This window comes from Nitrosococcus oceani ATCC 19707, from assembly GCF_000012805.1.
Taxonomy (GTDB): domain Bacteria; phylum Pseudomonadota; class Gammaproteobacteria; order Nitrosococcales; family Nitrosococcaceae; genus Nitrosococcus; species Nitrosococcus oceani.
On record NC_007484.1, the window covers coordinates 402599 to 426254 of the forward strand.

A 23656-nucleotide genomic window follows, 5' to 3' on the forward strand; every position below is an offset into this window, starting at 1 on the left:
GCCGTCTATCCCAAAAGATATTTTAATCTGTTTCCCGGTGCATTTTAAGTATCGCATATTGAGCGACAATGCCGTAGATTGTTAGTATGCAGGAGCGCATTAAAGGGATTTATCTTTGAAAATTAATAAAATAGTGTTGGCGTTCCCTGTGCGGATTTTCTTCTGTCTCTTATTATTTTTCGTGAAGATTGGAGCGGCTTGGTCCCAAGTCTATCTTGAAACAGAAGTAGAGGGTGTAAAAGGGGAAGCCCTGGAAAACGTCATGGCTTATCTGAGCATTGCCCACCAGAAGGAAGATGCTCAATTAGCCGAGGGAGTCATTCGCCGGCTTCATGGCAAGGCGGAGGATGAGATTAAAACCGCTCTTGCAGTATATGGTTACTACCAGCCCCGGATCGAGGCGGAACTGCAGCAGCATCCTAAGAGATGGCTAGCCCGCTATCGCATCGATCCGGGTCCCCGGATGAGGGTGGGGGAGGTGGATTTAACTGTCACAGGAGGGGGGGCGGAAGATTCTGCTTTCCAGGCGTTACAACAGAATTTCCCCATTAAGGAGGGGGAATTTCTAAATCAGACCCATTATGAGCAGGGAAAGTCGGCCTTGCAGCGATTGGCTGCCGAGCGCGGTTATTTCCAGGCAAATTTTACCCAGCAGGTGTTGCGAATAAACCTGGAGACATACTCAGCCCGTGCTATTTTGCGTTTTGATACCGGTCCCCGCTACCAATTTGGCCCGGTTACCTTTACCGAAACCGTATTACGGCCTCAGCTCTTGACCCGCTATGTGCCTTTCCAGGAGGGAGAATTTTATCAAAGTTCAAAAGTAGTTGAACTACAGACGGCGTTGGTGGATAGCGATTATTTTGCGGTAGTAGAGGTGGAACCTCGTCCACAACAAGCGGCGGAGCTTAAAGTGCCTATATCGGTATACTTACAAGCAGAGAAGCGCAATCGCTATTCAGTGGGAGTAGGTTTTGGGACCAATACGGGGCCGCGACTTAATCTGGGGTGGAAGAACCGGTATGTCAACCGCTATGGGCATCGTTTTAGCTTTGCCTTGAATACTTCTAAAATTAACCAAACCCTCGATTCAAGTTATATTATTCCTATCGGCGATCCCCGCACCGATCAAGTCAGGATTGCCTCCAGTATTGGCCGACGTTCAACCGTCACTAGCAATAGCCACATTGCGCTGTTTGGAGCTCGGCGGATTGTCGCCCGGCCGGGCGGTTGGCAGGAAACCTTGTTTTTAGACTACCGGTGGGAGGATTTTGACGTCGGCGGTGATTCAGGCCTGGCTAAACTTTTAATTCCAGGGATTAGCTGGTTTCGGAGGCAGGCCGACGATCCTGTTTATCCCCAGCGAGGCAACCGACTTAGTTTAGAATTACAAGGCGCTGCTCAGGAACTTCTTTCCAACAACACTTTTCTCCAGCTCACCTTGCAAGGAAAAATCATCCGGCGTTTAGGCCGCCGCAGTCGTTTGTTGGTGCGGGGGGACGCGGGTGCGACTTGGGTTTCAGATTTTGCGAATCTTCCTCCTTCGGTGCGCTATTTTGCTGGTGGCGATCAGAGTGTACGCGGTTATGCTTTCAGCTCTTTGGGCGCCACTAACGAGAGGGGTCGAGTGATAGGCGGAAAAAATATTCTCGTGGGGAGTGTGGAGTACGAATATCGTTTTTTGGATAAGTGGGCTGCCGCTGCCTTTTATGATGCGGGAAATGCTTTTAATAATTTTTCTTCGCTGGAGGTACAGCAGGGAGCAGGGGTGGGTGTCCGTTGGATTTCCCCCGTGGGCCCTATCCGGGTGGATTTTGCCTTCGCTCTTTCTAAATCTGGTACGCCTTTCCGTCTTCATGTTAATTTAGGCCCTGATCTGTGAAGCTACTGCGTTCGATTGGCGCTTTTATTCTGCTGTTGTTAGTGCTGCTGGTAGGGGGGCTTGCCTATTTGCTCTTGACTGAGGTGGGAACTCGGCAATTATTGGCCCAGGTGGCCCAGGTGATTCCGGGAGAGTTAGAAACCCAACAGGTTGAGGGGACTTTGGGGGAGGCGCTTACCCTGACCGGATTGCGCTACCGGACTCCGGATTTTACTCTTGAAGTCGGGTATTTTCACTTTGCCTGGCGGCCGGCAGCCTTGTTGGGGGCAACTTTCTGGGTGGAGCAGCTTCATCTTGGAGAAGTCAGCTGGCGCCAAAAACGCCCAGGGGAGTCTACGGCCTCGCAAGAGCCGATAGTGCTTCCCGAAATACAGATCCCTTTAAAAGCTAAGGCAGAAGACGTCCGGCTGCAAAATATTTCCTTAACTCCCCTTGGATCGTCCCCTGTGGTTATTAATACTATTGTCTTCAAGGGGAATTTCGATGGCCAAGCCTTACAAGTAGGCGAATTGGGGGTTTCTGCTCCCCAAGGAGAGGTGCAGGTGAGTGGAGAGATGGCTTTCCAGGAGGCTTATCCCATGGCGTTCGCCCTGGCTTGGGGGGCACCGGTTCCCGAGTTGGGGAAGGTCACTGGCATTGGTAGGGTGAAAGGAGATCTTCGCCAGTTGACTCTACACCAAACCGTTCAAGCTCCCTTCCATCTGCAATTCCGAAGCAGGCTTTTTGAGCTATTGGAACAGCCTCGCTGGGTTGCGGCGCTGGAGGTTCCCGGGGTCGAATTGCAGCATTTATCTGCCCAGTGGCCAGCAGTACGTTTTGGGTTAGACCTTAAGGGCGCAGGGAGCTTGGAACAGTTTAAGGTACGAGCCTCCTATCAGATTCAGGAGGCTCAAACAGGCGAAGTGAGGGGCAGTCTCTCGGTGGAACAGCTTGCCATGGGGCATTGGCTCCTGGACCGGCTGACCTTGCGGCAAGTTGAGGGGCCTGCTCGGTTAGCGCTCCGGGGGGAGGTGATGATGGCAGAAGACCAGCCTCGTATGAGCCTTGCGGGCCAGTGGCAAGATATGGCTTGGCCCCTGAGAGGGACGGCTCAAGTTTCCAGCAACCGGGGCCAATTGACCTTGGAAGGAACGCCAGCCGCCTACCGGTTACAATTGAACAGCGCTCTTGCCGGTCAGGATATTCCCACCAGCGAGTGGCATTTGATGGGTACCGGCGATACCACCCAGTTTGAGTTAGAGAAGTTACGGGGACAATTGTTGGATGGGGTTTTGAGTGGTTCGGGCAATTTCCGCTGGACTCCCGCCTTGGCCTGGGATGTGCGAGTAGACGGAGAAGCGCTTAATCTGTCGAAGGAATGGCCAGAATGGCCAGGAGTATTGTCCTTTAGCAGTGATACTAACGGTGTTTTAGAGGAGGACGCCCAGGATATCACGCTTGATCTCCACGCCCTTTCTGGCTCCCTACGGGGCTATCCAGTAGCGGCCCAGGGAAGAGTTCAACGACAAGATAATACCTGGCGTATTGCCGATTTAAAGTTACGCTCGGGAGATTCCCGGCTTTCTTTGGGGGGAACGGTCAATGAGCGGCTAGCGCTAAAGTGGCATCTCTCTTCCCCGGATCTTTCCCAACTGCTGCCGGAGGCTCAAGGGGATTTGTTAGTAAAGGGGCATGCGAAAGGGCCGCTTACAGGCCCGGAACTTACCTTTCGACTCCAGGGGAAAGCTCTGGCCTATCAGGATTATCAAGTGGAATCGGTGATGGCTAATGTGGATGTGGACTTACAGGGGAAGCAGTCATCGCAGGTGCGGATCGATGCCTCGGATTTCACTTTGGCAGACCAGACTCTCCGCTCTGTGGCTATTGAGGGGGGCGGCACGCCATTGCACCATAAACTGAGTCTGGCAGTGAAGGCGCCGGAGCGTTCCCTGGACCTTGGATTCCAAGGCTCCTGGAAAGAGGAGGTTTGGCAGGGAGAAATTACCAAGACCGAGCTTACGGACTCGCTCATGGGTCACTGGGAGGCAGTGAGCGCCACTTCCCTTACTCTGAGTCGCAGCAATATTGATCTCGCTCCTTGGTGCTGGCGGCAGCAATCTGCCCAGCTCTGCCTAGGTGGCAGTTGGCAGGAAGAAAGTTTTTGGCGAGGAAGTTTCAAGCTAGAGGATTTCCCGTTAGCAATGCTAGGGCCGCTTTTACCGGAAAAAACAGCACTGGAAGGGGTGATTGGGGGCGAGGTGCAGGCACAGGGAGAGGCTCACCAGTTAGTCCAGGCCCGGATGCAGCTTGCGGCTTCCGGGGTTCAATTAACCCAAGTGACACCTGAGGGGCAGTCTCTGCGCTTTCCCTATCAAGACATGCAGGCCAGGCTTAATTTGGAAGATAGGGGAGGGAAAGCAGGTTTTGAGCTACTTTCAGCCGATCCTGGCACAGCGCCAGTTAGGGCCTCTCTGCGCCTGCCTTCTGCTCCTTTGGATCTAACTGCCTTGGGGCAATTGCCTTTAGATGGCCAGATCTCAATGGCTTTTAGGGATCTCGCTTTTTTGGAAACGCTGATACCAGAATTGGAAGCGGTTCAGGGACAATTGCGGGCAGATCTGACCTTGGGAGGACAGGTTGCCGCACCTCAATTACTGGGAGAAGTTGTGCTTCAAGAAGGAAGCGCCCAGGTCGTTCCCCTGGGGTTAAAGTTGATAAAGATCCGGTTGCGGGCAGAGGCAAGCGAGCAAGATAGGATCGTTTTCACGGGCGGGGTACACTCGGGGGAGGGAGAGTTAGCTGTCAATGGCCAGGTTCGTCTGGAACCTGAGGCGGGTTGGCCCGCTAAGGTGACGGTGACCGGAGAACGTTTTGAAGCCATGGGGACCTCGGATATCAGGGTATTGATCTCACCTCAGTTGCAGATCACGAAGGCAGAAGAAGCGATTCGCGTGGAAGGGGAAGTTGTAATACCAGAGGCCACTTTAGTGATCAAGGATATTGAGAGCAGAGGGGGGGTGCCAGTTTCCCAAGACGTAGTGATCATATCCCAGGAAAAGGAAACTGAAAAAAAGGCTGTGCCCATTTATGCCCGAGTCAGAATTATTTTGGGCGATGATATTTCAGTGCGGGCCTTTGGTTTTAAAGGGGGAATAACCGGGAGCCTATTAGTGACGGAAACTCCCGGAAAGGCTACACGGGGAAGCGGTGAACTCCAGATCGTTAAGGGTGAATATAAAGCCTATGGACAGCAGTTAAATATTCGGCAGGGTCAGGTGGTTTTTGCCGGACCTATTGATGATCCCCGGCTGAGCGTAGAAGCAGTACGTGAGGTTGATAATGGTAATATAGTCGTTGGAGCGCGCATCCGGGGGGCTGCCAGTGAACCAGTGCTCACTTTATTTTCTGAGCCGTCGATGGATGAGAGCAATATCCTGGCCTATTTGATCCTAGGGCGGCCTTTGGCGGGAGCTTCTGGGGGTGACGGCGAATTATTGACTAAAGCTGCGACTTCTCTTGGCTTGTCCGGTGGCACCCTCCTTGCTAAACGGCTTGGAAAAATCTTTGGTTTGGAAGATGTGGGGATTGAATCCGCTGATAACGGTAATGGGAATGGGGATACCCAAAGTGAGATGTTGATGCTGGGCAAGCAGCTCTCACCCAGTCTTTACATTGGTTATGGAATCGGGTTATTTGAGCGTTTTAGCTCTTTTCGAATGCGCTATATTTTGAGCAAAAATTGGAGCGTACAAGCCGAAACGGGCCTTGAAACCGGCGCCGATTTATTTTATAGCCTAGAGCGGTGAGAAGATGAAGGTTATGTAGCTTTGTCCATGAATAAAAGTTTCGTCATCGTTTCTGCTTGAATTTTTCGGGACAGTATACGTTGGCGCTTAATTAAATTAAAAGCCACCACAGAATAAAGAAGGGGGATCTTTTGACCAGCAAGCCCCGCGATATTGCAGGAACCATGCCTGCAACCTTTCAGGAACTTATCTTGCGGCTGCAACAATATTGGGCCGAGCAGGGCTGCGTACTTCTTCAGCCCTATGATATGGAAATGGGGGCAGGAACCTTTCATCCGGCTACTTTTCTGCGTGCTCTCGGGCCGGAGCCTTGGAACGCCGCTTATGTCCAACCTTCGCGCCGCCCTACAGATGGGCGTTATGGAGATAATCCGAATCGGCTTCAACACTACTACCAATATCAAGTAGTGTTGAAGCCGTCACCCCTGGAAATTCAAGATCTCTATTTAGGATCGTTGCATATGTTGGGGATATCGCCCCTGGTACATGATATCCGCTTTGTGGAAGACAATTGGGAATCACCGACCCTCGGTGCTTGGGGGTTGGGTTGGGAAGTGTGGCTGAATGGCATGGAAATCACCCAATTTACTTACTTCCAGCAGGCGGGAGGATTAGAGTGCCGCCCAGTGACGGGTGAAATTACCTACGGCTTGGAGCGGATTGCCATGTATTTGCAGGGAGTCGGCAGCGTCTTCGATTTGGTTTGGGCGGAGGGCCCACTCGGGCGAGTGACTTATGGGGATGTCTTTCATCAGAATGAAGTAGAGATGTCGATCTATAATTTTGAGCAGGCCGATACAGAGAGCTTATTCGCCTGGTTTAACAGCTGCGAGACAGAAAGTAAACGCTTGGTTGAAGCCGGCTTGTCTTTACCTGCCTATGAAATGATGTTGAAAGCTTCCCATACTTTTAATCTTTTGGATGCCCGCCATGCCATTTCTGTGACTGAGCGCCAACGTTACATTTTGCGAGTCCGGGCGCTAGCGCGGGCGGTGGCTGAGGCTTATTTGGCGCGGCGCCAGGCTTTGGGTTTTCCCATATTAGCAAGCGTTGGTAAGGAGATGGCCTGTGGCTGAGACCCGGGATCTTTTAATCGAAATTGGTACTGAGGAGCTACCTCCTAAGGCCCTGCGCAAGCTATCCGAGAGTTTGCTCCAAGAACTTAGCCATGGGCTGCAGGCGGCGGGATTAATCTATGGGGATTTAAAAGGCTATGGTGCGCCGCGCCGTTTGGCGGTATGGGTACAAGCCTTGACCGTTTCTCAACCTGAACAGGTACTGGAGCGCCGGGGGCCAGCATTGGCTGCAGCCTTTAACGAAGAGGGTAAGCCTACCGCCGCGGCCCGAGGGTTTGCCGGTAGTTGCGGCGTACCGGTAGAGGCACTAGAGAGTTTGAAGAATGAGAAAGGGGCTTGGCTAGTGTACCGGCAACGTCAGCAGGGGGCGCCCACCCGAGAATTACTGCCAGCTATCCTGGCCCAGGCACTTCAGGCGTTACCCATTCCCAAGCCCATGCGCTGGAGTGATCTCCCAGGGGAGTTCATACGCCCGGTTCATTGGCTAGTCTTGCTTTTTGGAGAAGAGGTGATCCCGGCGACTCTACTGGGTGTCCAAGCGGGTCGGGAAACTCAGGGACATCGTTTTCATCATCCCGAACCGCTCTATCTGACAGAGCCTGCTGCTTATGCAACTCTGCTGGAAACTGAAGGTAAGGTGCTCGCTGATTTTGCTGTTCGCCGGGAAGCCATCTATACCCAGGTAGTGGCGGCTGCCCAGCAGATGGGCGGAAAAGCCCTGATTGAAGAAGCTTTGCTAGATGAGGTGACGGGCTTGGTGGAATGGCCCGTGGCCTTGGCTGGCCAGTTTGATGGAGATTTTCTCAAACTGCCGGCAGAGGTGCTCATCGCCACTATGCAAGATCATCAGAAGTATTTTCCAGTACAGGATGAGCAAGGACATTTGCTGCCCTGCTTTATTACTGTATGTAATATTGAGAGTCAACGTCCGGAGGTTGTGGTAGAGGGCAATGAGCGAGTCATTCGGCCCCGCCTTACCGATGCAGCCTTTTTCTATGCCACTGATCGCAAGGAATCTCTGGCTAGCCGTTGCGAGAGACTTAAAAAGATCACCTTCCAAGAGAAATTAGGCAGCGTTTTTGAGAGGACTGAGCGGTTGGCTAAACTTGCTTGGCATATTGCCAAGGATATTGGCGGCAATGGGGATTGGGCCAAGCGTGCTGGATTGTTGTCCAAGTGTGACCTGGTGACTGAGATGGTCACCGAATTCCCAGAGCTACAAGGGAGTATGGGCCGCTATTATGCCCTCCACGATCATGAACCTCAAGAAGTTGCCGAAGCGCTTAGAGAGCAATATCTGCCCCGCTTTGCCGGTGATGTGCTGCCACGCACTGCCACTGGCCAGGCGTTAAGTTTGGCGGATCGCTTAGATACCTTGGTAGGATTATTCGGTATTGGCGCGCCGCCAAGCGGTGATAAAGATCCCTATGGTTTGCGTCGGGCTGCGCTGGGTGTATTGCGTATTATTATCGAGTCCGGGCTTGCGCTGGATCTGCCTTCTTTACTCAAGAGAGCCTGTGAAACCTATAATGATCGTTTAACCGAGAAAAATACTGCAGTTCAAGTCCATGCTTACTTACTAGAACGTCTTCGGGGTTATTATTTGGAAGCGGGCTTTCGGCCTGATGAAATCGAAGCAGTTTTAGCTGTAAGGCCGGACCAACCTCTGGACTTTGACCGCCGTCTCAAAGCGGTGGCTTCTTTCCGCAAGCTTCCAGAAGCTGAGTCTTTATCGGCGGCCAATAAGCGAATCCGAAACATTCTACGCAAGAGCGGGGAAAAACTTCCAGCACAAATTGAATCTGATCTACTGCAAGACCCCGCGGAGCAGACTCTTGCAACTCAGATGTACAGTTTGGAACGGGAAATGATGCCTTTATTAGAGAGGCAGGATCACCGTGCTACGCTGACGGCTCTAGCCGGTTTGCGGGGCGCGGTAGATCAATTTTTTGACGAGGTGATGGTCATGGTGGAAGATCCGAAACTGCGGGCTAACCGTTTAGCTTTACTAGCTCGTTTGCAAACATTATTTCTTCAGGTGGCGGATATTTCCCGCTTGCAGGCTTGATTCTAGCTGGAGGTGGAAGGAGGGTAATACTGCTTGAATGAGTCAAGAGGAGAATAGCCATGCGCTTGGTTATTTTGGATCGGGATGGGGTCATCAATGAGGATTCTGACGAATATATCAAATGCCCGGCCGAGTGGGTACCGATTCCTCGCAGCCTGGAAGCTATCGTTCGACTTAATCAGGCAGGTTATCAAATTATCGTTGCCACTAACCAATCGGGGATAGGACGAGGTTTTTTTGATGTTCCCACGCTCAACCGAATTCACAGTAAGATGCACCATCTCTTAGCCCAAATGGGAGGTGGCATCGAAGCAATTTTATTTTGCCCCCATGTCCCAGGGGAAGATTGCAGTTGCCGTAAGCCCCGCCCAGGCTTGTTCCATGATCTCGCCCGCCGTTTGCGCATTCAATTAGATGGAGTACCGGTAGTTGGCGATTCTTTACGAGATTTGCAGGCGGCTCAAGCGGTGGGCGCCATCCCCCTGTTAGTGCGCACGGGAAAAGGCAAGAGGACGGCGGAAAGCTCCGATTTGCCGATGGGGGTAGAAATTTACGATGATCTAGGCTCAGTCGCCGATGCCTTGCTAAAGCATGGATAAGCGAGCCCCGAAACCCAGCCGCGCCATGGGCAGCACTTTTTCTCCATCCCTGGAGACTCAGCAGCAATTACTTTGGCGCTCCCTTCTTTTCTCTTTAGGACAGATTCTCTCTACCTTTATTTTTGGTCTGGTAGGTTTATGCTTGTTTTTTCTACCTTTCCGGTACCGTTACCTCTTCCTGATTCAGTGGGGCCGTCTCAATTTTTGGTGGCTTAAGAAAACCTGTGGAGTTAGCTTTCGGGTCCGGGGTGCGGAGCATATTCCTCCTGGCCCGGCGGTAGTACTCTGCAAGCATCAATCAGCCTGGGAAACGATTGCCTTGCAGCAGATTTTCCCGCCCCAGATTTGGGTACTGAAGCGGGAATTGTTATGGCTTCCTTTTTTTGGCTGGGGTCTCGCTTTATTGGAGCCCATCGCGGTTGATCGTAAGGCGGGGCGTCGTTCTCTTAGGCAAATCATAAAACAAGGCCAACAACGCCTTGCCGCTGGCCGTTGGGTAGTGGTATTCCCGGAAGGAACCCGGATGCCGCCTGGCACCATGGGCCGTTTTGGCATCGGGGGCGCTGCCTTAGCTCAAGCTACAGGTTATCCTGTGGTACCAGTAGCCCATAATGCGGGACGCTATTGGCCGCGTGGCGGATTTATCAAATATCCTGGGGTCATCGATGCGGTAATTGGTCCCCCTATCGATACCCACGGCAAATCAGCTGCCCAAGTCAATCAAGAAGCCTACGATTGGATAGAAAAAATTATGAAGGAAATTGATCCGCCGGATCTCACTGAATCCTATCAAGCTCCCCAATAAGGCGTTAAATCTAAATTATACTCACTGAGATCACTGAAAACTCAATGCTAAGTTCCAAAAACATTGTGCGGTTGTTAATTGTGGATGCCTCCTTTGAGGATGCGGAAATGGTGACCAATCTGTTGCGCAAGATGGGATTTGCGGCGCGAGCCTCTCGGGTGGAGAAAGAAGAAGAATTTCGGGAGGCAATAGAAGGGCAAAGTTGGGATATTATCGTTTGTGCAGCTATGTTGCCGCAATTCAGTGTAGCACGGGCAGCTCAGATTCTCCTTCAATCGGAAAAGGATATTTCGCTTATTATTGTAGTGGATGAGAAAACGGACTCCGATGATATCGATGAAATGTATGTTGCCGGTGTCCGAGATGTGGTGCTTAAGAGCCGCCCTCTCCGCCTTCAATCTGTTATTAAGCGCGAACTTCAAGATCTGGAAAACCGCCGGGCGCGCCGCCACAGTGAGATGGTTTTAGGGGAAAGCGAGCGTCAGGTCCGCGCCTTGCTAGAGAGCTCCCGGGATGCGGTAGGCTATGTGCATGAAGGCATGCATATCTATGCGAACCGGGCTTATCTGGAACTGTTTGGTTATCATGAACTTGATGAAATCGAGGGGATGCCCCTGCTGGATATGATAGCCCCCGAGGAGCACAACCGTTTTAAAGCTTTTCTTAAGGAGTATGGTGCTAGCGAGGGGAAAAGTGCCCATTTTACCTTACGGGCGCACAAAGCAGATGGCCATACTTTTACCGCCGCTTGGGAATTTACTCCCGCGAGTATTGAAGGTGAGTTTTGCACCCAAATTGTCATTCGGGATAAAACTTATGATCTTGCTGCGGAGGAAAGGATTAAACAGGTTCAGCAACGAGATATATTGACCGGCTTCTTTAGCCGGCCCCATTACCTGGAATTGATGGAAAAGTGGGTAATTGCGGCCAGGGCAGGAGATAGAGAGAGTAGTTTGCTCTATATCGCTATTGATCAATTCAATCGCGTCAGGGCGCGGGTTGGAATTGGAGCCAGCGATTTAGTCGTTGTTGATGTGGCTCGAATTCTACAACAATATTGTGATGAAAAAGTGATTCTGGCTCGCTTTGGAGATGAAGTTTTTACTCTTTTACTTCCTCATGGAAGTGATGAGCAAGAGGACGCTTTGGCTGAACAATTGCGTCAAGCCGTGGATCGGCATTTAGTGGAGATGGACGAACGTAGCATTAATGTTACTTGCAGCATCGGGATTTGCCGAATAGGAGAGAGTGCGCCGGGGGGTCAGCAAATACTAGAGCGGGCCCATAAAGCGTGCCTCAAAGCCCAGGAGGCGGGTGGTAATCGGATTGAGCGTTATAGGCCAGTGATCGAGGACCTCACCGATCAGGAAAAAATAAAACAATGGGAGGTCCAACTCCGGGAGGCTATGAATAATAAGGATGGTTTTTGCCTGTTCTATCAGCCTATAGTTAGCCTCCACGGGGAGACTGAAGAGATTTTTGAAGTTTTGCTGCGCATGACCGATGACGCAGGTGGCTATATTCTTCCAGAAAAGTTCTTAGAACCAGCCGCTCAGCTTAAATTAATGGGCGAGATCGATCGTTGGGTGATTGCCAAGGCCATGAGTGTTTTGCACAGCCGGCATCAAGTAGGCCAGCTTATCCGGTTTTTTGTCAAATTGTCTGACCCTTCTATCCATGACAAAAACCTCCTGCCTTGGCTTAAAAAGCATTTGCAGGAGAGTGGGCTGGATGCCCGTTCGCTGATTTTCGAAATTAGCGAGAGCTCTGCCCTCAATTATTTAAAGCGAGTACAACAGCTTGTTGAGGGACTTCGGGTGTTAGGGTGCCAGTTTGCCCTGGAGCATGTTGGTACGGGGCTAGATACGTCCAATTGTTTGAAACATATTAATGTGGATTATCTTAAAATTGATGGCGCTTTCATCGAAAACCTTCTCCAAGATGAGCAAAACCAGGAGGCCGTTAAAATTATCATTGAAATGGCTAAGGAAGCCGGTAAGCCTACCATCGCTGAATTCGTTTCCGATGCCAATACCTTAGCTCTGCTTTGGCAATTTGGCCTGGATTATGCCCAAGGCCGTTATATTCAGGAACCCAATCAATTTCTGAGCTATGAGTTTTCTGGTGGTATTTAATATTAATTTTTCTGGTTCCAAGAGTTAAGTTCTCTATTAGTGTTCAGCCCGAAGCGCGGCGATCCGCTCTTCAATGGGCGGATGGGACATGAATAGACGCTTCCATCCTTGAGATCTCTCCCCCCCCGCTATTCCGAAAGCCTGAAGTTGCTCTGGAAGTCCCTCCTGGGCCATCCTGCCTAGTCGCTCTAACGCCGCGATCATTTTTTCCTTGCCGGCCAGCTGGGCCCCCCCCGCATCAGCCCGAAATTCACGTTGGCGGCTAAACCACAGGACAATGAGGCTAGCGAGAATGGCAAGCACCGTTTGAGCGATGAGGGTGGTAATGAAAAAAGCGGGGCCATAACCGCGCTCGGTTTTAAAGACTACCCGATCCACTAAGTGGCCGATAATCCGGGCGAGAAAAATTACGAATGTGTTGACGACGCCCTGAATCAAGGCCAAGGTCACCATGTCGCCATTAGCCACATGACTAATTTCATGGCCTAACACCGCCTCTACTTCATTTTGATTCATTTGCTCCAAAAGACCACTGCTTACAGCCACCAGGGCGGCATTACGATTCCAGCCAGTGGCAAAGGCATTGGGTTCCGGGGACGCGTAAATCGCCACTTCTGGCATGCCTATCCCTGCCATTCGTGCATGGCGTTGAACGGTTTCCAGCAGCCAAACCTCGGTGGTGCTGCGGGGGCGTTCAATAACCTGGGCACCAGTAAGGCGCTTGGCGGTAAACTTGGAGATCGCCAGGGAGATTAAAGAGCCGCTAAAGCCAATGATTGCGGCGAATATGAGCAGAGCGTTAAGGTTAAGATCGGTCCCTTGCTGATTAAGCAGGCTCTCAATTCCGAGAAGACGCATGGAAATGCTAAGTACCAGCAGGACCGCAAGGTTAGTTGCCAAAAAAAGTATCACGCGTTTTATCATTGATGAAAGCTCCTTATAAGAAGCGCTGATGGGACCATATTATATGAGGGAATTACTCGCGTATTTCAAGCAGCTTGTGTTGCCATTCGGTAAGGTGAATAGACCACAATCTTGGAAAAGGCAACATCTTTGGCAGTTCTGGATTGATCGGGGCGGGACCTTCACCGACATCGTGGCGCGGCGACCGGACGGCCGCTTGTTAACCCATAAGCTCTTATCGGAGAATCCCGAACACTATTCGGATGCCGCCTTGCAAGGAATCCGGGATCTTCTCGGCGTGGCTAAGGATCAGCCTCTTCCCATCGCGCGGATCCAAGAAGTGCGGATGGGTACCACTGTAGCGACTAATGCCCTCTTGGAACGCCAGGGGGAGCGCACCTTGCTCCTGATCACGCAAGGATTTAGGGATGCGCTGCGCATCGGCTATCAGAGCCGGCCAAAGCTTTTTGCCCGCCATATCCTCCTGCCAGAGATGCTCTATGAACGGGTGGAGGAGGTTGAGGAGCGCCTTTCAGCCCAGGGCGAAGTGCTGACTCCCCTTAACCTGGATAGCGCCCGTCAACCGTTAGAGTCGGCTTACCGGAAGGGTATTCGTTCGGTGGCTATTGTTTTTTTGCATGGCTACCGTTATCACGAGCATGAGCGGCGGGTGGCGGAACTGGCCCGAAAGATAGGCTATACCCAAATCTCCCTTTCCCAGGAAGCCAGCCCTTCGATGAAACTCGTCGGCCGGGGCGACACCACAGTGGTCGATGCCTATTTGTCGCCCATCCTCAGGCGCTATGTGGATCATGTGAGCAGCGAGCTGGGCGATACTCGTTTGCTGTTCATGCAATCCAATGGGGGCCTGGCCGACGCCCGTTTCTTCCAGGGCAAGGATAGCATCCTGTCAGGGCCGGCCGGGGGCATTGTCGGTGCGGTGCGGACCGCCATCAGCGCCGGGTTTTCCAAGATCATCAGTTTTGACATGGGTGGCACTTCCACCGATGTCGCCCACTACGACGGCGAGTACGAGCGCGTCTTCGAAACAGAAGTGGCCGGAGTGCGCATGCGAGCGCCGATGATGCGCATCCATACCGTGGCGGCTGGTGGCGGTTCCATTTGCCAATTCGATGGAGCACGCTTCCGGGTGGGACCCCAGTCGGCCGGCGCCAATCCGGGGCCAGCTTGCTATCGGCGAGGCGGGCCGTTGACCATCACCGACTGCAATGTCATGGTCGGTAAAATCCAGCCAGAATACTTCCCCGAGGTTTTCGGACCCAATCAGAATCAGCCTATTGACCGGGACATCGTGCGGCAGAAATTTGAAACCCTGGCTGCTGAAATCAAGGCGGCTACTGGGAAAATACTCTCGGCGGTTGAGGTGGCCGAGGGATTTTTGAAGATCGAGATTGAGAACATGGCCAATGCCATCAAGCAGATATCCACCCAGCGCGGCTACGACGTTACCGAATACGCCCTATGCTGCTTTGGAGCTGCGGGGGGGCAACATGCTTGCCGGGTGGCGGATGCCTTAGGCATAAAGACCGTATTTATTCATCCGCTGGCGGGTGTGCTTTCAGCCTATGGGATGGGCTTAGCCGAATTACGGGTGATTAAGCAGCAGCCCATCGAAGCTCTCCTTTCTGCTTCCCTGGTCGCCCACATGGAAGCAGCGTTTCAGGAATTGGAGTCCACGGGCCGCATGGAAATGCGGCAACAAGGCGTTAAGGAGAGCTCTATTCGGGTGAAAAAAAAGGTCCATCTGCGCTATGAAGGCAGCGATACCGCGCTCATCGTTGGCTTTGGCGATCTTCAGGCGATACGTATGGGTTTCGAGCAAGCCCATCAGCAATACTTCGGCTTTATCGCGTCCGAGAAAGACCATATCGTGGAAGCGGTGGCGGTGGAGATCATTGGGGGTGCCCAGGCAGCCGAAGATAAGATCAGGGGGATGTTCCCCTACTGGGGGAAAGCGAGGCCGGTAGACATTACAGTTATGTTCGCCGATGGCACCAGTTATCCCACCTCGATTTATAAGCGTGAGGAGCTGGGGGCCGACGCTTATATTTGTGGCCCGGCCATTCTTATCGAGAGCAATGCCACCACGGTCATTGAGCATGGTTGGCAGGCTGAAGCCACCAAAGGTCATCATCTGATCTTGACGCGGATGGAGCCGCTACCCAAACGTTTCGCCGTGGGTGCCGAGGTGGACCCGGTGATGCTGGAGGTGTTTAATAATTTATTCATGGCTATTGCCGAACAGATGGGCGTTACTTTGGCTAATACCGCTTACTCGGTAAATATCAAGGAACGCTTGGATTTCTCCTGCGCGGTGTTCGACAAGGACGGTCAGCTAGTAGCCAATGCCCCCCATATTCCGGTGCACCTGGGTTCCATGGGGGAGTCGGTACAAACGGTGATTCGCCGCAATAGGGGTCACATTCGTCCTGGGGATGTGTATGTCTTGAACGCCCCCTACGACGGTGGCACCCACCTACCGGATGTGACGGTGATCACCCCGGTATTCGATGAGCAAGGTACTGAAATTTTGTTCTATGTGGGTTCCCGGGGGCATCAGGCGGATATTGGCGGCATTACCCCCGGCTCCATCCCTCCCGATAGCAAAACCATAGAGGAAGAGGGCGTGATCATCGACAATTTTAAACTGGTCGATCAGGGTTGCCTTCGGGAAGAAGAATTCATTGAACTGCTGACTTCGAGTCCTTATCCAGTACGTAATTTTAAACAAAATCTGGCCGATCTACGTGCCCAAATTGCCGCTAATGAAAAGGGCATCCATGAACTGCGGCAAATGGTGAAACACTTTAGCCTAGAGGTAGTACATGCCTATATGGGGCATATCCAAAATAATGCCGAGGAGCAGGTCAGGCAGGTTCTAGCCGCCCTTAAATCCGGTGAATTTAGCTACGAAATGGATAATGGGAGCCGTATCCATGTGATCATCACTATTAATCGGCAGCAGCGTTCCGCTAGGGTGGATTTTACGGGCACTTCGCCGCAGCAAGCGAACAATTTTAACGCCCCGGTAGCGATTTGCCAGGCAGCGGTGCTGTATGTTTTCCGCACCCTGGTGGAGGAAGATATCCCCCTCAACGCCGGCGGTCTTAGGCCATTAGAAATTATTATCCCTGAAGGTTGTCTACTCAATCCTCGCTATCCGGCCGCAGTCGTTGCTGGCAATGTGGAAACCTCCCAGTGCATCGTTGACGCTTTGTATGGTGCTTTGGGGGTCATGGCGGCCGCCCAGGGGACCATGAATAACTTCACCTTCGGTAATGAGCGCTATCAGTATTATGAGACTATTTGCGGTGGCAGCGGGGCAGGGCCAGACTTCGATGGCACTTCCGCAGTGCATACTCATATGACCAATACCCGCCTGACCGATCCGGAAGTATTGGAGTGGCGTTTTCCCGTGCTGGTCGATGGATTTTATATCCGTGCAGACTCCGGCGGCGGTGGCCGGTATCGGGGCGGTGATGGTGTCGTGCGGCGGATTAAATTCCGTGAGGCCATGACAGCTTCCATTCTTTCTAACCGCCGGCAAGTGCCCCCCTTTGGGCTGGCCGAGGGTCAGCCAGGGGCGGTGGGGTGCAATTACGTGCTCCGGGCAAACGGCGCTAGGGAAGTGCTATCTAGCACGGGGAGTGTTGAAATGCAGCCGGGAGATGTATTTGTTATCGAAACGCCGGGGGGAGGAGGCTATGGGTTCCAAGAGCCATAGCAAATTTTCTTTGGGAGATCTTAAAATTTGCTCCTATTTGACCCTAGGGGCTTTTTCCCCGGTAAGGACTTGTAGCTGCTGGATGACTGTTTCCATGGCCTGAGTCTGGGAAGTATCGATTGCCAGGGTAATTGCCTGCTCTGCCTTGGTCAGGGGCTCCTGCGTGGCCTGTTGATGTTCCAGAACAGCGAGATCAGCGTCGGAGGCATCCTGATTTTTATGTTGGCGCTCCCGTATCCGTTGCTGTAGCTGTTGGGGATCGCAATGAAAATCCAGAATGGCAAAGGGTATGTTGAGCTTATTAGCTAGATCCTGAAATATTTGGCGTTGTTGCTGCTTAAGAAAAGCCGCATCCACAATGAGGGGATATCCTGCTTTCAGGATCGTTTGAGCAAGCTGTTGGAGGTGCTGATAAGTCTTATGGCTGGACTCTGCGGAATACATTCCGATACCAATCCCCTTATTGAGCCGCTCCCGAGGTTTCAAACCATGGCGGCGCTTGCGTTCAATATCCGAACGTAAACGAATGGTACCGAAGCGTTCAATGAGGGGCTGGCTCAAGGTGGTTTTGCCGCTACCAGAGAGACCATGGGTAATGAGCAAAAAAGATCTGGCCGGTTGGATATAATGTAAGGCCAGATTCAGATAATCACGGCAGCGTTCTTTGATAGCCTGGGTTTCTGGGGGCGTTTGTCCTAGGCGGATAGCAGTGACTTTGGCTCGGACCAGGGCGCGATAAACCTGGTAGTAAGCAAGCACCGCCAAGCCTGGATAGTCGCCACTGTGCTCCAGATAACTATTCAAACAACGGTGGGCTAAATCCGGGCGACCCCGATTCTCCAGATCCATGATCAGGAAGGCGAGCTCGCTCATGACATCGATCCAGCGCAGGTTCTCATTAAACTCAATCCCATCAAAGATGATGAATTTACCCTCTCTTAAGGCGATATTCCCCAGATGTAAATCGCCGTGACATTCTCGTACAAAGCCCGCCTTTTTACGACCGGTAAATTCTGCTTGCAGTTGCTGCCATTTTTTCTCCGTCCAGTGCCGGAGGCGAGCCAATTTTTTTTGATCCTCCGCTTCTTTAAGGAAGATTTCCATCTGTTGAAAGTTTTCCAGGGCTGGCTGTCCTATGGTTTTGGGCGCACCATAGGGGCTGTCCTGGGGAGCGATTGCAACATTTTGATGAAATGCAGCGACTTTACCAGCTAAGTCTTCCACCTGCTTCGGGGATAAGTCACCCCGCTGCAAACAGTAGTCCAAGCGGGTCTGCTGGGGAAATTGGATCATTTTGACCGCGTATTCTATCGGGATACCGGTTCCCCCGAGATGGGGTTGGGCCGTACTACCGGTGATAGGCACTACCTCCAGGTAAATTTCGGGAGCAAGCCGGCGGTTGATTCGCAGCTCCTCATCACAATAGTGACGGCGCTTGTCCAGGGTAGAAAAATCAAGAAAACCTAGATCAAGGGGTTTTTTAATTTTGTAGGCATAGGGTCCAGTAAGCACTACCCAGGAAATGTGGGTCTCAATCATGGTCAGATTTTCCACAGCATGATGGTAAATCCCAGGCTGCTGCAAGTGCTCAATCAGTGTGTCTATCTGTCCAGCCATCGCTTGTTTCCTTGTAGGGTTGCCAAACCAGTCGCTTCCGGGCTGTTTTTATGCATCCTCCTGGATAATAGGCGTCCAACCATCACCCCACACTTGGAAAGCCGCCCAATGGTAGGGCTGCGCGAAAGGCCGTTGGTCAAGTTCCCCTTCGTCTCCAAGCTTATCGGATGCATTTAGAACTGCCTGCTCCTCCAGCTCCTCACGAATCTGCTTCCAGGTCGCGGTTCGCGTATCCGCTTGCGCTTGTTGCAAGGCCCTATCGGGCGGGTGCGCTTGGCAGAGCAAGTGGTAATAAAACCGGCTCATTAAAAACGCTGTGGAGAGATCCGCCACACTCCACAGGGACGCCACCACGGTTGGCACCCCCGCTCCCAAAAGGCCGCCCGGTAGCCCAACGGCTTCCTCGGCCTGCTCCCTGACCTCGGTGATGCCGGTTTGGCAGGCGCTCAGTGTCACCAGCCGCGCCCCGGTGAAATCGACCTTGCCTTGATAGAGATGCAACAGGGTCAAATGACCCGGCTCGCCTCCCTCAACCGTGGGCTCCCCCTCGGCCGGATGAAGTTCCAGCGCGGATAACAGGGGGCTACCCCAGTGATATCGGCCGTGGCATGAAAAGTGATTGAAGGTAGCTCCAGCCAGATTCTCTGCCAGGGCCGGGAGGGTAGCTTCTTTGCCCCGTAGCCGCGTGGTCCGCTCAGCGCCGGCATAATGGGCAATGCGGGCCACTTCAAGGGACGTGTATGGGAGCTGAGGATCGTTGCGGGGGTTCTCTAAAGCCACCAGCCTCCAAGATTGTTCGGACCCCCTCGCGTGTTGGCGATTCTCCGCTAAGAATACCGCACTCGGGGTGACTGAGACGGCCATCCGCTCACTCAAGGTAGTCATTGCCCCGTTCCCGGCTGGAAAAGGTGCCGCCTCCAAGGGTAGCAGATGGAGTCCGCCATGGGTGACAAGGAGAAGGCGCTTTGCCTCGCCGAGGTGTTCCGCCACGGGGGCGAGCAACTCTTTACCTACACGCCTCAGTAGATGTTGCATCGCATAACCATGACGCCACACCTCCGGGTCCACTACCCCCGCAAACCAACCGCCGATGATTTCTCCCGAAGGCTCATCCGTTCTCAAGAGCCACTCCTCCCAGAGCCGCTCTTCGGTCACGCTCTCCATCCAGACCGCTTCAACGCCCCTTGCCCCGCCGGCAGCACCAGGGCGAGGGTGCCCGCCTCGGTGACTGCAAATTCCACCAGGGCGGCGTCTTGGCCGGGAAGCACCGCGCGAATGTCATGGAGATCCACGGACGCGCGCAGAAAATTCGGCTTTAACACGCGGATTTGTTGCGCTTCCTGCTCCAGACCCTGGCGGGCCTGGCGCGTTTTATCCGCTAGATCGGCCGGGCGTTCCTCCTCGGGCCGCCGCCATTCCGCTTCTAAATCGCGGACCCGCTGCGCGGCTTGCAAAAAAGCGGCCCTTCTCTGCTCTGGAAGGTCTTCCAGATCGGCCCGATCCCGGCCTGCCCGGTAACGCAGCTCCCGGGCCCGGCCTTCTTCTAGAATCGCCAGCGCCTTATCAGGTCTGCCCAGTTGCGCCTGGGCAAACGCGCAGTGGGCATATAACATTTCCGATGTGCCAATCTCCCGTTCCCGAACTTCCGGATCATGTAAGCTAATATCAAACAAGATCCGGGAAGCCGCAAGCCCTTCCTCACTCGCATCCAGGGCCGCCTGCCACCGGCCTGCCTTAAGTAAAGCTGCGCTTTGACCGAGTCGAACCTGACGCGCCGCTTCAGGATTCGTATCGGTCGTGTAAATGCGAGCGGCCTCGCCATAGGCTTCAAGGGCCCGCTCCAAGTTCTCCGCCCCCGCGCTCCGAATGCGATCTCGATAGGCGTTGCCCAGACTATGCTGGGTCATAGCCCAGTCCTCGGGGAAAGCATCGCGGGTGTAGATTGTAAGGGCGGCCTCATAAGCTTCAAGGGCCCGCTCCAGATTCTCCGCCTGCGCACCCCGGATGCGCTTGCCATAGGCGTTGCCCAGGTTATGCTGGGTCATGGCCCACTGCTCGGGGAAATCGTTTCGGGTCCGGATCTCAAGGGCGGCCTGATAAGCCTGGATGGCTTTTTCCAGGTTCTCCGCCCCCACGCCCCGAATGCGCTTGCCATAGGCGTTGCCCAGGTTATGCTGGGTCGTGGCCCACTGCTCGGGGAAATCGTTTCGGGTCCGGATCTCAAGGGCAGCCTGATAAGCCTGGATGGCTTGCTCAAGATTATAGGCCCGGGAGGAGCCCATCGATGATGTTGCCAACGCATTGCCTAATTCGCCTTGCAAGGAGGCAACCAACTCAGGCTTCTCGTCCTTGAGCTGCCGCAACACATCTTCGAGCGCCTGGATACGGGTAAGCTGTAATGGGACGGCTTCTGAAGGCATCGATTGCAAAAACTGCCACGCGCAGGCGGCGCGCAAGCTAAGCGGTGCCAACAAATTGATGGCATGGTAATTTATCCATGCCGCCAGGAAGATTTCCTCGGAGCTTTTACCAGCCTTGCGCCAGTGTTCAATCTCATCATTAAAGGCGTTAATCTCATGGGTCTGGAGTCAGCCTGCCTGGATAGCTTCTTCTAGCTGTGCGAAAATCTCCTCTACGGGGAGAGTGCCGGCAAGTACTGCCTTATAAAGTTCCCTTAATTTACTCATAGACGCCCCTCAGCGCGGATACAATTAATCGTTGATAGGAGAAGGCGCTTTGTCATCCAGCAGAGAAGGGCCTCAATAGATAATTTGCGCCAGCCACCCTGGCCCCCATTGTAAGACCCCGGCGAGGGCCACCGCCATCACGACCACACCGATAAGCAGTCCCAAGGCGGCCCGTTCCCCCCACTTGCTGAGGGCGTAGTAGGTGGCGAAAACGGCCGCACCGCTGACCCCCAGGCCCCACAACAGCTTCCCGAGCGGATGAATGCTTTGCTGAGAATGCTTGCCAATCACCAGCCCCCAGGCCGCGAGCACATAGTAGAGCACCACGACAAATTCCACCGTGTGCGCGGCCGCCAGTAGCATTTCCGAGCGCCGTGCGGTTTCAAGCTGCATTTCCCGTTGGGCCTGCTGGGTCATGCGCTCCAGCTCAGCCGTTCTTTCTCGCAAAATGCCTGCTTCCGCATCAAGAATTTCCTCGAAACCAAGCAGGCTGTTTTTCATTTCCGCGATAAGGCCCTGATCGGATCTAAAGACCCCCGCTAAGGCGCGCTGCAGATTCAATCGCGCCTTTTTAAGATTGATGCTTGCCAAGGAAACGGGTTTGAGCAGCCCATTAAGCGCCCGACCGGCTCTGGTGAGCGCGGGCAGGAGCGGCTGATGAGAGGAAGTGGCAGCAGCATAGGCTTGCCCGATGTCGCGCTCCAACTGCTGCTCCAACTGCGCCAGTGCCTTTCGGTGCCGTTGGTAGTCCTGCCATTGGTCCATGCCTTTGGTGAGGTGATAGAGCGCGTGCGCGAAAATTTCCCAGGAGATAAATTGCTCCCCGGCCTGTAAACACTCGGCCTTGAGGGCCAGTAAAAAGGGGCCTTCTATTTTCGGCGCCCACAGACTTCCCCAGGGTGCCTGGGCGGAAAGTGTGAGCGCAGAGGCTAACGTGTGCTCGGCCTGGGGCATTAACCGCTCGGCCTCGCCCAGTCCGATGAGGACGTGGGCTTTACCCTGAAGATGCTCTGGCGCGATAGACTCCAGCAAGGGCGCGATGGTTGCCAGCGCCTCATCCCAAACAGCCTTAGCCGTCGTAAAATCGGGTGGGCGGTCTAAGGTGAGAATAACAATCTCGGCCTCGTGGGCCTCAATCCAGACCAATTCGTGGCCGGCGTGGTCATTGTACTTATGGGCTCTAAACCCCGAATCACGGGTTGTATCCAGCCCGAGGGCGGCGCTCGCCTGGGTTACGAATGCCTTGGCGGACTGGTAGCCTGGGCTTTTTTCCTCACGCGCCTGGTCTTGATCCGCTAAAAAGAAAACATACTGGACAAGGGCGCCGGGATTGCTGGCTCGAGTGGCGGCCGTCATTTTTTATGCTCATGCTTATTTTCTTTCTTATCCGCAAGACATGCCTTCGCCTTCTGCACCACCTCGGCAAACCGTATTCGTCTATTTTCGGGAAAATTCTTTGGATCGCTGGGCGGCGTGTCGGTTATCCTAACCGGCGTGTGCACCGGGTTAGGGCGGGGCATATCAAACCCTAGCTGGCGCGCCTCCTGGCCGATGATATCTAATACCTTTTCGGATACCTGTACCGCGGCCTCAAAGCGCAAGTCTCGCCCCGCACCGGCATCTTCCAACACCCGACGCAAGCGGGCACGCTGTTCTACCGAAAGGTTGTTAATAATTTCCTCTAGGTCGGCTTTCTGTAACCCTATCAACCAGAAGAAAACGGGCGTAGCTTCATTCATTCTTATCCTCAGTCATCCGATGCCCTCTAATAACCGCCGCGCCTTGATAGGGGCAGGGTCGGTAGGGCTAATAAACGAGGCCGGAGCGGCTTATTGGCCCCGTGTGCCGCCAGCCATTACCCCCATACATAAGCCTGAGTAGCCGTCCCCGGTTCCGGTTAATGATAGCCCCAGAAGCGCAGCGTATCACTTTTTAACCCTTAATGGGCAGCCCCCATGCTTTTGGCGCGCTGCGCCAAATCAAGTGGCGCGCCAATTCGGCCCGTCCCTCATCTCATACAGAAACGGGATAAACATCCGTGTGTAATGATCCGCGCCACGCTGGATCAATACTTGGAAGAAGACAGGGTATCGGCCAAGACGCTTCACGATGAAGCTAAGCAGCGCCACGGCGATGACTACCGCACGCCGGGTTATTACTTGCGCCTGTATCGTCACCGTGCCGAACGGACCCAAGCCGAGCTAGCCGAGAAGACCGGCCTCCGCCAGCACCATCTCTCCGAGATGGAACACCACAAGGGCGTGATCGGCAACGCCAACGCCAACGCGAAGAAACTGGCACCGATCCTGGACTGCGATTACCGAAAGCTGCTGTAGCGCCGGACTGATGTGGCA

General features: G+C 53.5%; 15 protein-coding genes. 9 read left to right on the forward strand and 6 right to left on the reverse strand.

The annotated features are described in order from the left end of the window. Positions 1–181 precede the first annotated feature (181 nt). The 7 genes from NOC_RS02075 to NOC_RS02105 all read left to right on the forward strand — a co-directional run bounded on the left by NOC_RS02075 (position 182) and on the right by NOC_RS02105 (position 12350). Complete coding sequence (locus NOC_RS02075; RefSeq protein WP_370992016.1) at positions 182–1882, forward strand: autotransporter assembly complex protein TamA; 1701 nt, start codon at positions 182–184, stop codon at positions 1880–1882. Continuing rightward, positions 1879–5667, forward strand: coding sequence for a translocation/assembly module TamB domain-containing protein (locus NOC_RS02080; RefSeq protein WP_002813057.1), 3789 nt, complete (start codon positions 1879–1881; stop codon positions 5665–5667). Before NOC_RS02075 ends, NOC_RS02080 begins: the two co-directional genes overlap by 4 nt. 131 nt (positions 5668–5798) lie before the next feature. Then, complete coding sequence (gene glyQ, locus NOC_RS02085; protein WP_002812808.1) at positions 5799–6743, forward strand: glycine--tRNA ligase subunit alpha; 945 nt, start codon at positions 5799–5801, stop codon at positions 6741–6743. Further along, positions 6736–8811 carry a glycine--tRNA ligase subunit beta gene (gene glyS, locus NOC_RS02090; protein ID WP_002813283.1) on the forward strand — a complete coding sequence of 692 codons (2076 nt, stop codon included), beginning with the start codon at positions 6736–6738 and terminating at the stop codon, positions 8809–8811. The genes glyQ and glyS overlap by 8 nt, the downstream gene beginning before the upstream one ends. Before the next feature lie 59 nt (positions 8812–8870). After that, on the forward strand, positions 8871–9410 hold the full coding sequence (gene gmhB, locus NOC_RS02095; RefSeq protein WP_002812196.1) for a D-glycero-beta-D-manno-heptose 1,7-bisphosphate 7-phosphatase: 540 nt from the start codon (positions 8871–8873) through the stop codon (positions 9408–9410). Further along, positions 9403–10215, forward strand: a complete 813-nt coding sequence (locus NOC_RS02100) for a lysophospholipid acyltransferase family protein (protein ID WP_002811955.1) — start codon at positions 9403–9405, stop codon at positions 10213–10215. The genes gmhB and NOC_RS02100 overlap by 8 nt, the downstream gene beginning before the upstream one ends. A gap of 44 nt (positions 10216–10259) precedes the next feature. Beyond that, on the forward strand, positions 10260–12350 hold the full coding sequence (locus tag NOC_RS02105; RefSeq protein ID WP_002812942.1) for an EAL domain-containing protein: 2091 nt from the start codon (positions 10260–10262) through the stop codon (positions 12348–12350). 36 nt (positions 12351–12386) lie between these two features. Here the strand turns inward: NOC_RS02105 and htpX are convergent, their stop codons facing one another. Continuing rightward, on the reverse strand, positions 12387–13274 hold the full coding sequence (gene htpX, locus NOC_RS02110; protein WP_002813917.1) for a protease HtpX: 888 nt from the start codon (positions 13272–13274) through the stop codon (positions 12387–12389). 43 nt (positions 13275–13317) lie between these two features. On the opposite strand from htpX, the gene NOC_RS02115 reads away from it, so the two are divergent. After that, a complete protein-coding gene (locus NOC_RS02115; RefSeq protein WP_011330316.1) occupies positions 13318–16998 on the forward strand; it encodes a hydantoinase B/oxoprolinase family protein in 3681 nt (1226 codons plus the stop codon). A gap of 33 nt (positions 16999–17031) precedes the next feature. Here the strand turns inward: NOC_RS02115 and NOC_RS02120 are convergent, their stop codons facing one another. The 5 genes from NOC_RS02120 to NOC_RS02145 all read right to left on the reverse strand — a co-directional run bounded on the left by NOC_RS02120 (position 17032) and on the right by NOC_RS02145 (position 23041). Next, entirely contained in the window at positions 17032–18615 is a 1584-nt protein-coding gene (locus tag NOC_RS02120) for an AAA family ATPase (RefSeq protein ID WP_002813444.1), read from the reverse strand. Positions 18616–18663: 48 nt separating this feature from the next. Continuing rightward, positions 18664–19779, reverse strand: a complete 1116-nt coding sequence (locus tag NOC_RS02125) for a CHAT domain-containing protein (protein ID WP_002813130.1) — start codon at positions 19777–19779, stop codon at positions 18664–18666. Then, on the reverse strand, positions 19767–21035 hold the full coding sequence (locus NOC_RS02130) for a tetratricopeptide repeat protein (RefSeq protein ID WP_011330317.1): 1269 nt from the start codon (positions 21033–21035) through the stop codon (positions 19767–19769). The genes NOC_RS02125 and NOC_RS02130 overlap by 13 nt, the downstream gene beginning before the upstream one ends. A gap of 339 nt (positions 21036–21374) precedes the next feature. Next, positions 21375–22658 carry a hypothetical protein gene (locus tag NOC_RS02140; RefSeq protein WP_002813680.1) on the reverse strand — a complete coding sequence of 428 codons (1284 nt, stop codon included), beginning with the start codon at positions 22656–22658 and terminating at the stop codon, positions 21375–21377. After that, entirely contained in the window at positions 22655–23041 is a 387-nt protein-coding gene (locus NOC_RS02145; protein ID WP_011330318.1) for a hypothetical protein, read from the reverse strand. The genes NOC_RS02140 and NOC_RS02145 overlap by 4 nt, the downstream gene beginning before the upstream one ends. Positions 23042–23347: 306 nt before the next feature. On the opposite strand from NOC_RS02145, the gene NOC_RS02150 reads away from it, so the two are divergent. Beyond that, positions 23348–23638, forward strand: coding sequence for a transcriptional regulator (locus NOC_RS02150; protein ID WP_002812707.1), 291 nt, complete (start codon positions 23348–23350; stop codon positions 23636–23638). Positions 23639–23656: the final 18 nt, after the last annotated feature.

Coding starts and splice junctions, on each gene's coding strand:
- NOC_RS02130 (WP_011330317.1), bottom strand. CDS start 21,035: ATGCCTTCAGAAGCCGTCCCATTACAGCTTACCCGTATCCAGGCGCTC.
- NOC_RS02145 (WP_011330318.1), bottom strand. CDS start 23,041: ATGAATGAAGCTACGCCCGTTTTCTTCTGGTTGATAGGGTTACAGAAA.
- NOC_RS02105 (WP_002812942.1), top strand. CDS start 10,260: ATGCTAAGTTCCAAAAACATTGTGCGGTTGTTAATTGTGGATGCCTCC.
- NOC_RS02115 (WP_011330316.1), top strand. CDS start 13,318: ATGAGGGAATTACTCGCGTATTTCAAGCAGCTTGTGTTGCCATTCGGT.
- gmhB (WP_002812196.1), top strand. CDS start 8,871: ATGCGCTTGGTTATTTTGGATCGGGATGGGGTCATCAATGAGGATTCT.
- NOC_RS02150 (WP_002812707.1), top strand. CDS start 23,348: ATGATCCGCGCCACGCTGGATCAATACTTGGAAGAAGACAGGGTATCG.
- NOC_RS02120 (WP_002813444.1), bottom strand. CDS start 18,615: ATGGCTGGACAGATAGACACACTGATTGAGCACTTGCAGCAGCCTGGG.
- NOC_RS02125 (WP_002813130.1), bottom strand. CDS start 19,779: ATGGAGAGCGTGACCGAAGAGCGGCTCTGGGAGGAGTGGCTCTTGAGA.
- htpX (WP_002813917.1), bottom strand. CDS start 13,274: ATGATAAAACGCGTGATACTTTTTTTGGCAACTAACCTTGCGGTCCTG.
- NOC_RS02100 (WP_002811955.1), top strand. CDS start 9,403: ATGGATAAGCGAGCCCCGAAACCCAGCCGCGCCATGGGCAGCACTTTT.
- NOC_RS02140 (WP_002813680.1), bottom strand. CDS start 22,658: ATGACGGCCGCCACTCGAGCCAGCAATCCCGGCGCCCTTGTCCAGTAT.